The organism is Mesorhizobium sp. M7A.F.Ca.ET.027.03.2.1, assembly GCF_003999175.1.
Lineage (GTDB): Bacteria > Pseudomonadota > Alphaproteobacteria > Rhizobiales > Rhizobiaceae > Mesorhizobium.
In genome coordinates, this window is sequence record NZ_RZOM01000108.1 from 1 (window position 1) to 9498 (window position 9498).

Consider the following 9498-nt stretch of genomic DNA (forward strand, 5'->3'; position numbering starts at 1 on the left):
CTCTCGCAAAGCAGGAGACCGACGAATTTGAGGGGCTGATTTCAGGATGGAGCATGCGATCTATCTCGTCACGCTGGTCGGCACAGCGCTTGTCGTCGTCGCCGCGTTTTCGAGCCTGATCGCCTTCCGCTTCGGCGCTCCTCTTCTGCTCCTGTTTCTCTGCATTGGCCTCGCCACCGGCACCGACGGACTCGGCATCCAGTTCGACAACGCCCGCATCGCTTATTTTGCCGGCTCACTGGCGCTGGCCGTCATCCTGTTCGATTCCGGTTTCGGCACGCCGCTCAACGCCTTGCGGCAGGCTGCAGGCCCGGCTTTGTCGCTGGCGACCTTCGGCGTGCTTGTCACCACCGGCCTGTTCGGCGTCGCCGCCCATTATCTGCTCGATCTCACCTGGCTGGAATCCTTCCTGCTCGGGGCTGCCGTAGCCTCCACAGATGCGGCGGCCGTGTTCTTCCTGCTGCGCGCCGGCGAGATCAATCTGCGCGAACGCGTGCGCTCGACGCTCGAGGTGGAATCCGGCACCAACGACCCGATCGCCATCTTCCTGACCATCACGCTGGTAGAGATCATCGCCGCCCACGCCAACCCCGAGACCAATGTCCTGGTCACCAGCCTGTTCCTTGGCTTCCTCCTCAACATGGGCCTTGGCGCTGTCGTCGGCGTGCTCGGCGGCCTCGCCATCGTGCGCCTCGTCGACCGGCTCAATCTCGACCACGGCCTGCTGCCGATCTTCGTGCTGACCTTGTCGCTGATGGTGTTTGCAGCCGCCGGCGCCATTGGCGGCTCGGGCTTCCTGGCGGTCTATATCGCCGGCCTCATCTCGGGCAATTCCGATATCCGCGCCGTCACCATTCTCAAGCGCTTTCAGGACGGCATGTCGTGGCTGGCGCAGATCATCATGTTCCTCATCCTCGGCCTGTTCGCGACACCGTCGCAATTTCCGGCGATCATGGTGCCGGCGGTGCTGCTCGGCCTGTTCCTGATGTTCATCGCCCGCCCGATCGCGGTCTGGCTCTGCCTGATCCCGTTCCGTCTGCCGCGCCCCGAGGTCGCCTTCGTCTCCTGGGTCGGCCTGCGCGGCGCGGTGTCGATCCTGCTCGCCATCACCCCGCTGCTGGGCGGGCTGGAAAACGGCCGTGTCATCTTCAACACCGCCTTCATCATCGTACTCGTGTCGCTGGTCATCCAGGGCTGGACAGTCGGACCGCTGGCGCGCCGCCTCGGTCTGATCGTGCCGGCACGGCTCGGACCGCTGGACAAGGTCGAGCTGGAACTGCCGGGCTCGGCCCATCACGAGCTTCTTGCCTATCGCGTTGCACACGGCAGCCCGGTGGCGCGCGGCGAGCGCATCCCACGCTGGGCGCGACCCTCGCTGGTGTTGCGCGACGGCCGCTCGATGCGCTTCCAGGACATGGGCCGGCTCGCCGCCGGCGACCAGGTCTACATTTTCGTGCCGGACCGCTATCCGCGCCTGCTCGACAAGCTGTTCGCGAGCCGTGCAGTGGTCGATCCCGAGGATGCCGATTTCTTCGGTGCCTTCGCCGTCGACCCCGCGCGCTCCGCCGCTGAACTGGAAGCGGCCTATACGCCAGGCCTGACCGAAGCGGAGCAAAAGCTCACCGTTGGCGCGCTGGTCACGGCGCGGCTCGGCGGCCATGCCGAATACGCCGACCGCGTCCTGCTCGGCCCGATAGAACTGATCGTCCGCGACGTCGACGACAAGGGCAAGATCATAGGCCTCGGCCTCTCTTTCGAGCCGACCGCGCCGGTGGCGCGGGTGCCGGTCTTCCTCAGCGCCGGCGAAATCGGCGATCGTCTTTCCGCCTTCATCCGCAACTGGCGCAAGCCGACCGAGACGCAGGAGGCCGAGGCGCGGGCGGACGAAAAGCAGGCCCCGGAGCCAGCGCCGGAAAAGGCAGCAACCGAAAGCTGACAAACCCGCTATTGAGCGCTGCCATTCATCCGCCCCGCCGGTGCAAGATCGTGCCCACTTCAAAATTTCGGTTCGAGCGCGCCCTAAGCCTTGCATCGACACCGATGCGGGGTATGGTCCCCCGGTTTTTCGCGAAAGGAACCCCGCATGGCCGCCTTCAAGACACTCGACGATATCGGCAACATCAGCGGCAAGCGCGTGCTGGTGCGCGTCGACCTCAACGTGCCTGTCACTGAGGGCAAAGTCACCGACACCACCCGCATCGAACGCATCGCGCCGACCATCGCCGAGCTGTCAGGCAAGGGTGCCAAGGTCATCCTGCTCGCCCATTTCGGCCGACCCAAGGATGGCCCCTCGCCCGAATTCTCGCTGGAACCGATCGCCAAGGCGACAGCCGACGTGCTCGGCCGCCCCGTCGGTTTCGCCTCGGATTGCGTCGGCGACACGGCCGGAAGCGCTGTCGCCGCCATGAACAAGGGCGACGTGCTGCTGCTCGAAAACACCCGCTTCTACAAGGCCGAGGAGAAGAACGATCCGGCCTTCACGGAAAAACTCGCCGCCAATGGCGATATCTTCGTCAACGACGCCTTCTCGGCCGCGCACCGCGCGCATTCTTCGACGGAGGGGCTGGCGCATCTGTTGCCGGCTTTTGCCGGCCGCACCATGCAAGCCGAGCTTGAGGCGCTGGAGAAGGGCCTGGGAAAACCGGTTCGTCCGGTCGTCGCCATTGTCGGCGGCGCCAAAGTCTCGACCAAGATCGATCTGTTGATGAACCTGGTGAAGAAGGTCGATGCCCTCGTCATCGGTGGCGGGATGGCCAACACCTTTCTTGCCGCGCGTGGCACCAATGTCGGCAAATCGCTGTGCGAGCATGATCTCGCCGCGACCGCCAAGCAGATCATGATCGAGGCGGCCGAGGCCGGCTGCGCCATCATCCTGCCGGTCGACGGCGTCGTCGCCAAGGAGTTCAAGGCGGGCGCGGAATGCGAGACCGTCGCCATATCGGACGTGCCGGCCGACGGCATGATCCTCGATGTCGGCGCCAAAACCGTGACGGCCATCGGCGAATGGATCGACCGCGCCGCGACACTGGTCTGGAACGGCCCGCTCGGCGCCTTCGAGATCGCGCCCTTCGATCATGCGACGGTAGCGGCGGCCAAGCATGCGGCGGCGCGCACCAAGGAAGGCAAGTTGGTCTCGGTTGCCGGTGGCGGCGATACGGTGGCGGCGCTCAACCATGCCGGCGTCGCCGACGACTTCACCTATGTCTCGACCGCCGGCGGCGCTTTCCTGGAATGGATGGAAGGCAAGCCACTGCCCGGCGTCGACGTGTTGAAGCGCTGAGGCTCCGAGGCGAGGCGATCAACACTCGGAGAGCGAACAAGGCCGCCCGAGGCATTCAATCGATTCGAGCTTTCCGATGCCATTCCTTTGGCGGTAGACTTCCGTTAAGCGCGGAACAACCGTTTCAGGAGAAGCAACAATGAGCGAACGTCTCGAAGACATTGCCGCCGCAATCGTCGCCGACGGCAAGGGCCTGCTGGCGGCCGACGAAAGTTCAGGCACCATCAAGAAGCGCTTCGACGTCATTGGCGTCGAATCGACCGCCGACAGCCGCCGTGACTACCGCGAGATGATGTTCCGCACCAGGGAGGCGATGACCCGTTACATCTCCGGCGTCATCCTCTTTGACGAGACGATCCGCCAGAAGGCCGCCGACGGCACGCCGCTGGTCGACATCATCAAGGCGGCCGGCGCCATCCCCGGCATCAAGGTCGATGCCGGCGCCAAGCCGCTGGCCAGGTTTCCCGGCGACACCATCACCGAAGGCCTCGATGGCCTGCGCGAGCGCCTTGCCGATTACTACAAGCTGGGCGCCCGCTTCGCCAAATGGCGAGCGGTGATCGACATCGACCAGGCCAAGGGCGTGCCCTCGGCCAATTCGATCGGCTCGAACGCCCATGCACTTGCCCGCTATGCCGCCCTTTGCCAGGAGGCCGGCATCGTGCCGATCGTCGAGCCGGAAGTGCTGATGGACGGCGCCCACGACATCGATACCTGCTACGACGTCTCGAAGGCAACGCTGATCAAGCTTTATGACGAGCTCCATGCGGCTGGCGTCCTGCTGGAAGGCACCATCCTGAAGCCCAACATGGTGCTGGCCGGCAAGAAATCGGGCAAGGTGAGCAGCCCGGAAGAAGTCGCGGAAAAGACCATAAAGCTGTTTCGCGAGACCGTGCCGGCAGCGGTGCCGGGCATCGCCTTCCTCTCCGGTGGCCAGGAGGACGAGGAGGCGACCGCCAACCTCAACGCCATCAACGCCATCGGCCCGCACCCGTGGAAGCTGACCTTCTCCTACGGCCGCGCGCTGCAGGCCGCGCCGCAGAAAGCCTGGAGCGGCAAGGCCTCGAATGTCGCCGCCGGCCAGGCCGCCTTCACCCATCGCGCGCATATGAACCATCTGGCGGCGCTTGGAAAATGGAAGGCGAGCCTGGAACAGGCCGCCTGATCAAAATCCTTCCGTCTTGCCTTTGAACCCGGGCCGATGCGCCCGGGTTTTTGTTTGCCCGGACTTGGGGCAGAGCCTCTCCGTCCTTATTTCCTCTCCGGCGATGTCGGTTTGCGCCCATCCCGAACGTCCTTGGGATGACATTCAGGGAGAGGTTCATGCATCGCAACAAGATCGTTTCGCGCGAAGACTGGTTCCAGGCGCACAAGGCGCATCTGGCGCGCGAGAAGGAATTGACGCGGTTTCGCGAGCGGATCGCCGCTGAACGGCGTGAACTGCCCTGGCTGAAGATCCGGAAAGACTATGTCTTCGAGACCGAACAAGGGCCGAAGAGACTGACCGACCTGTTTGGCACCAACAGCCAGCTGATCGTCTATCACTTCATGTTCGGGCCGGGCTGCGTCAATCATTGCGAGGGCTGCTCATTCCTTGCAGACCATATCGACGGCGCCAATCAGCATCTGCGGCATCACGACGTGTCGCTGGTCGTGGTTTCGCGCGCTCCACTGGCGGAACTTCTGCCTTACAAGCAGCGCATGGGCTGGAAGTTCGACTGGGTGTCGTCCTATGCCTCGGATTTCAACTTCGACATGCAGGTCTCCTTCACCGACAAGCAGATCGCCGCCGGCGACACCACCTACAATTTCGAGACCCGTCCACGGACATCCAAGGAGCTTCCCGGCACCAGCGTTTTCTACCGGGACGAGAACCGCGACATCTTCCTCACCTTCATGTCGCGCGCCCGCGGCGGCGAGGCGCAGATCGGCGCCTACGACTATCTCGACATGACGCCGAAGGGCCGCAACGAGAACGGCCCCTATCACGGACTGATGGATTGGGTGCGGCTGCACGATGAATATCAGGGCAAGCAAGCGGGGCAGGCGAGTTGCTGCGAAGAGCGTTCCCGCCGACCAAAACATGCGCTAAGGCTGCCGCTGATCGTTTAACGGTACTGCTATGCGCTTCCCGTCCCTACTCACCTGGCTCGCCTTCCCGGTCTATATCTGGCAAGGCCTCGGCGTGCGACGCCGCACCACGCGCATGCTGCCGGCGCAAGGGCCGGTCATGCACGAAATATCAGGCAAGGCGCCTGATATCTCGCTTCTGGTGCTGGGCGATTCGTCCGCCGCGTCGGTCGGCATAGGCAATTCGGAACATGGGCTTGCCGCGCAACTCGCCGTGCTGATTTCACAAAGCACAGGCCGCACCGTGCGCTGGCGGGCGGCCGGCTTTAATTCGGCAACGTCGGGCCAGATACGCGACCATGTCCTGCCCAATCTGTCGGCCGAACCGTGGACGCATATCGTGTTGGCCATTGGCACCAACGACACCAAGAATTTTCACTCCGTGCCGCGCTTCAAGAAGGAGTTCGGCGGCCTGCTCTACGGCCTGCGCGCCAAATGGCCGGAAGCACGCGTGGTGTGGTCGCCGGTGCTGGAGTTCACGCGGGCTCCGGCCATGCCGCCGCTGCTCGGAAAAATCCTTGAGATTCGCGCCACCGACATGAACCGGATGGGCGAACGCCTTTGCCTGGAGCGCGGCGCGGTGCCGGCGCCGCGCCTGCCGATCACCAATCCGGAAGCCCGCTTTGCGTCGGACGGCTTTCACGCCTCGGAAGCAGGCTACCGGGCCTGGGCCGAGCATCTGGTTGGCCCGGTGCTTGGCAATTGAGCACCGACGACAAGTGCCGTCCTACGTCAAATGCCCGAGCACGGCCGCCAGGGAAATCGCGGCCATGGCGAGCAGTGCCAGTTTCCAGAAATCACCACGTCGCTTGAGGCCCGGCCAGCCAAGCGGCTTGATCAATTGAATGACCATGAAACCGACGATGACAAGGGCGAGAAATTTCGTCATGCCGCCTTTGACCAGCAACGCGCCCGGCTGTCAAAGCACGTCGTTCATTGCCTGAGAAAGAACGACGCCGCGATCCTGGGTCGGAACGCGGCGCCCGCCTGCCGGTGGCAAACGATCTACTTCAGCGGCTTGAGGCCGGCCTCGATCGAAGCGCGCTTCGGTTCGAGGAATGGCGGCAGGGCAAGACTTTCCCCCAGTGTTTCCAGCGGCTCGTCGGCGGTGAACCCCGGTCCATCGGTGGCGATCTCGAACAGGATGCCGTTCGGCTCGCGGAAATAGAGAGAACGGAAATAATAGCGCTCGACCTCGCCGCTCGACGGCAGCCGAAACTCGGCCAGCCGCGCCGTCCATTGATGCAGCGTCTCCTGGTCCGGCGCCCTGAAGGCGACATGGTGAACCGCACCCGCGCCTTGCCGTGCCGGCGCCAGTCCCGGCTGCACCAGGACATGCAGCTCCGCCGCCGGCCCGCCCTCGCCCATTTCGAAGACGTGAACCTCCCCCTCCGGCGAGGCATAGTCGCGCGCCTTGCGCATGTTCATCACCTTGGTCACCACCGCCTCGGTGTTGGTGATGTCGGGAACGCTGATGACGATCGGCCCGAGCCCGCGTATCTGGTGCTCGACCGGTACCGGGCTTTGCGCCCAGGGATGGCTGCCGCCCTTGCCGCCATCGCTGACCAGGCGCAGACGCTGGCCCTCGGGATCTTCGAAGTCCAGTGACGCATAACCGCCGATGTCGGCGATCTCTCCTGTTGCCAGGCCTTCGTCGGTCAAGTGTTGCTTCCACCAGGCAAGGCTCTCCCGGTTGCCGACCCTGAGGCTGGCCCGCACGATGCTGTGCGTGCCGCGCCGCTCGCGGCCGACCGGCCAGTCGAAGAAGGTAAGGTCGGTGCCCGGCGTCGCTTCGCCGTCGGCATAGAAGAGGTGGTAGGCCGAGGTGTCGTCCTGGTTTACGGTCTTCTTGACCAGCCGCAGACCCAGCACCTTGGTGTAGAAATGAAGATTGCCGGGCGCATTGGCGGTGATGGCGGTCAGATGGTGGATACCTGTCAGTTGCAAGCTCATGGTCGTCTCCCTGCTGTTGGGGAAAAATTTTCTCCCTTCATATCAGACCTGCGGTCACCTCGCTGAAGGCCGCGTATCCCGACAGTCCGTCGCCGGAAGCTGAACAGCGGCACCGAATACAACGCCGTCTCTATGAACAATCGGAAGTCGCAAACCTGCCTTGAGGCACCGGTCGATGCGGCGAGAAGCGATGCCTTGCCTGCGGCGCGCGCACTGTCCGGAACTATTGTTCGCCCCCTGCCATCCTCCTGACAGACTGCTGTCAGGAGGGGTATGCGATAGTGCCTCTACACAGAGAGAGGAGACTAGCCATGAACGGTTATACCATTCTGCGCGGCATGCAGCACTATGTCGGCAAGATCCGCACGATGCGCAACGAGATCCGCACCCAGCGGTTCATGAACTCGCTGCCGGCGGACATTCGTAAGGATATCGGCTGGCCGGACATGTATGCGGACCGTGGCCCTCGCGGCAATTGAAGCCAATTTTTCGACCCGGCGATTGGATGTCGGCGCGTCAACGCCCAGATAACAGGTCCGGTGCGCGAGGATGGGAGCGAGCTTATGCCCGAACAGAAGACGATCGGTTTCCTTTTCATCGAAGGTTTTGCCGACTGGGAGTATGGGCTGCTGGCGGCCTCGGCAGTCGAATGGTTCGGTGCCCGTGCCATGTCGCTGACACCGGATGGCAAGCAGGTGACCGGGATCAGCGGCTTTCGGCTGATCCCCGATCGCTCAACAGGCGCCAGCGAGAATGCCGATCTAGATGCCATTGCCGTCATTGGTTCCGACCAGTGGACGGGCAAGGCACCGCCTGATGTAGGCGACCTGCTTGCAGCCATTGCATCGCGCGGCGGTGTGGTCGGCGGTATCTGCGCCGGCACGCTGGCGCTGGCCCGAGCCGGCCTGTTCGAGAAGACCAGGCATACCAGCAATGGCCGCGACTGGATCAATGGTCATGAGGCCGGTTATGCCGGTGCCGAGAACTACCAGGATGTGCCGCATGCCGTAGCCGACGGCAAAATTGTTTCCGCGCCAGGTTCGGCACCAGGCACCTTCGCACTCGCCTTTCTGAAGACGCTCTACCCCGAAAGAGGCGGCGATCTCGCGCGGATGCGGACACTGTTTGCCAAGGAATATGCTGAAGGCTCCTGACAGTATGCTGTCAGGAGGGCCGTGCAATGGTGCCAGCTTCGGACACCGCGCATTGGCGTCAAAGGACGATCGATGAAGAGTTGGAACGACAGACTGAGCACACCAGGCATCAACGGCGTGAAGCCAACGCCGCGCACGATGGCCGATGTCGTCGAAGGCCAGCCTATGCTGGTGCCGACGGCGCGCCAGGTTGATGATTTCATCCGCTCGATTCCCGAAGGCATCGAGATGGATGTGCGTGCGCTACGGACAGCACTTGCCATCCAGCATGGCGCCGAAGTGACATGCCCGGTCACCATAGGCTATCATCTGCGCACTGTTGCCGAAGCCGCCAACGAGGACCTCCAGCGCGGCATGGCGCTGAGTGACGTGGCACCGTTCTGGCGCGTGCTCGATGCGAAAACACCGACGACGAAGAAACTGTCCTTCGGCGCGGAGTTCGTCGCCGCGCAGCGCAAGCGCGAAGGGCTGAAACCATGAGGCACGCCGCCCAAAAGTGTTCTGCGGTTTTGGGATAACGGCATGCGCGAAAACACGATGCCGTGCCGTCCAAAAGTGGACATCAGTTTTGGGCGACATGCATAGAGACAACGCCGAGGGACCATACGATGCGCCGCGCCGACAGGCTCTTCCAGATCGTGCAGCATCTGCGCGGTGGCCGACTGGTCACCGCCCACAAGCTCGGCACGTGGCTCGAGGTTTCCGAGCGAACCATCTATCGCGACATTGCCGACTTGCAATCGACCGGGGTGCCGATCGACGGCGAGGCCGGCGTTGGCTACATGATGAGGGAGGGTTTCGACCTTCCGCCGCTGATGTTCACGCGTGACGAGATCGTCGCGCTGGTCGCCGGCGCCCGCATGGTGCGCGCCTTTGGCGGTGCCGCCATGGCGAGGGCCGCCGACGAGGCGCTGGTCAAGATCGGCGCCGTATTGCCCGATGCCGAGAAAGACCGCATCGCCCGCACCGAGATCCACACAC

At 63.6% G+C, this 9498-nt stretch carries 11 protein-coding genes; 9 read left to right on the plus strand and 2 right to left on the minus strand.

Translation table 11 applies throughout. The features are described 5' to 3' along the window. Nucleotides 1-46 precede the first annotated feature (46 nt). From EN750_RS07400 to EN750_RS07420, 5 genes are all read left to right on the plus strand, one after another. Nucleotides 47-1936, plus strand: a complete 1890-nt coding sequence (locus EN750_RS07400; RefSeq protein WP_127396044.1) for a potassium/proton antiporter — start codon at nt 47-49, stop codon at nt 1934-1936. 147 nt (nt 1937-2083) lie between these two features. Further along, a complete protein-coding gene (locus tag EN750_RS07405; protein ID WP_127396045.1) occupies nt 2084-3280 on the plus strand; it encodes a phosphoglycerate kinase in 1197 nt (398 codons plus the stop codon). Between the two features lie 139 nt (nt 3281-3419). Further along, nucleotides 3420-4445 (plus strand): class I fructose-bisphosphate aldolase, encoded by a 1026-nt coding sequence (locus tag EN750_RS07410; protein ID WP_127396046.1) that lies wholly within the window; start codon nt 3420-3422, stop codon nt 4443-4445. Between the two features lie 158 nt (nt 4446-4603). After that, nucleotides 4604-5392 (plus strand): thioredoxin family protein, encoded by a 789-nt coding sequence (locus tag EN750_RS07415; protein ID WP_127396047.1) that lies wholly within the window; start codon nt 4604-4606, stop codon nt 5390-5392. A 10-nt stretch (nt 5393-5402) separates the two neighbouring features. After that, nucleotides 5403-6116, plus strand: a complete 714-nt coding sequence (locus EN750_RS07420) for an SGNH/GDSL hydrolase family protein (protein WP_127396048.1) — start codon at nt 5403-5405, stop codon at nt 6114-6116. Between the two features lie 21 nt (nt 6117-6137). Here EN750_RS07420 and EN750_RS07425 read toward each other — a convergent pair whose 3' ends face one another. Together EN750_RS07425 and EN750_RS07430 are read right to left on the minus strand one after the other, a co-directional pair. After that, complete coding sequence (locus EN750_RS07425; RefSeq protein WP_023810961.1) at nt 6138-6299, minus strand: hypothetical protein; 162 nt, start codon at nt 6297-6299, stop codon at nt 6138-6140. Between the two features lie 116 nt (nt 6300-6415). Then, nucleotides 6416-7363: a ring-cleaving dioxygenase gene (locus EN750_RS07430; protein ID WP_127396049.1), complete on the minus strand. Its 948-nt coding sequence runs from the start codon at nt 7361-7363 to the stop codon at nt 6416-6418. A 311-nt stretch (nt 7364-7674) separates the two neighbouring features. On the opposite strand from EN750_RS07430, the gene EN750_RS07435 reads away from it, so the two are divergent. The 4 genes from EN750_RS07435 to EN750_RS07450 form a co-directional block, all read left to right on the plus strand. Further along, entirely contained in the window at nt 7675-7842 is a 168-nt protein-coding gene (locus EN750_RS07435) for a hypothetical protein (RefSeq protein WP_013529241.1), read from the plus strand. A gap of 84 nt (nt 7843-7926) precedes the next feature. Next, a complete protein-coding gene (locus EN750_RS07440) occupies nt 7927-8517 on the plus strand; it encodes a DJ-1/PfpI family protein (RefSeq protein ID WP_127396050.1) in 591 nt (196 codons plus the stop codon). Nucleotides 8518-8589: 72 nt separating this feature from the next. Beyond that, the gene (locus EN750_RS07445; protein WP_127396051.1) at nt 8590-8997 is read left to right on the plus strand and encodes a hypothetical protein; all 408 of its coding nucleotides are present in this window, start codon (nt 8590-8592) and stop codon (nt 8995-8997) included. A 128-nt stretch (nt 8998-9125) separates the two neighbouring features. Beyond that, nucleotides 9126-9498: HTH domain-containing protein (locus tag EN750_RS07450; RefSeq protein WP_127396052.1), on the plus strand; the 373-nt coding region annotated here is incomplete at its 3' end.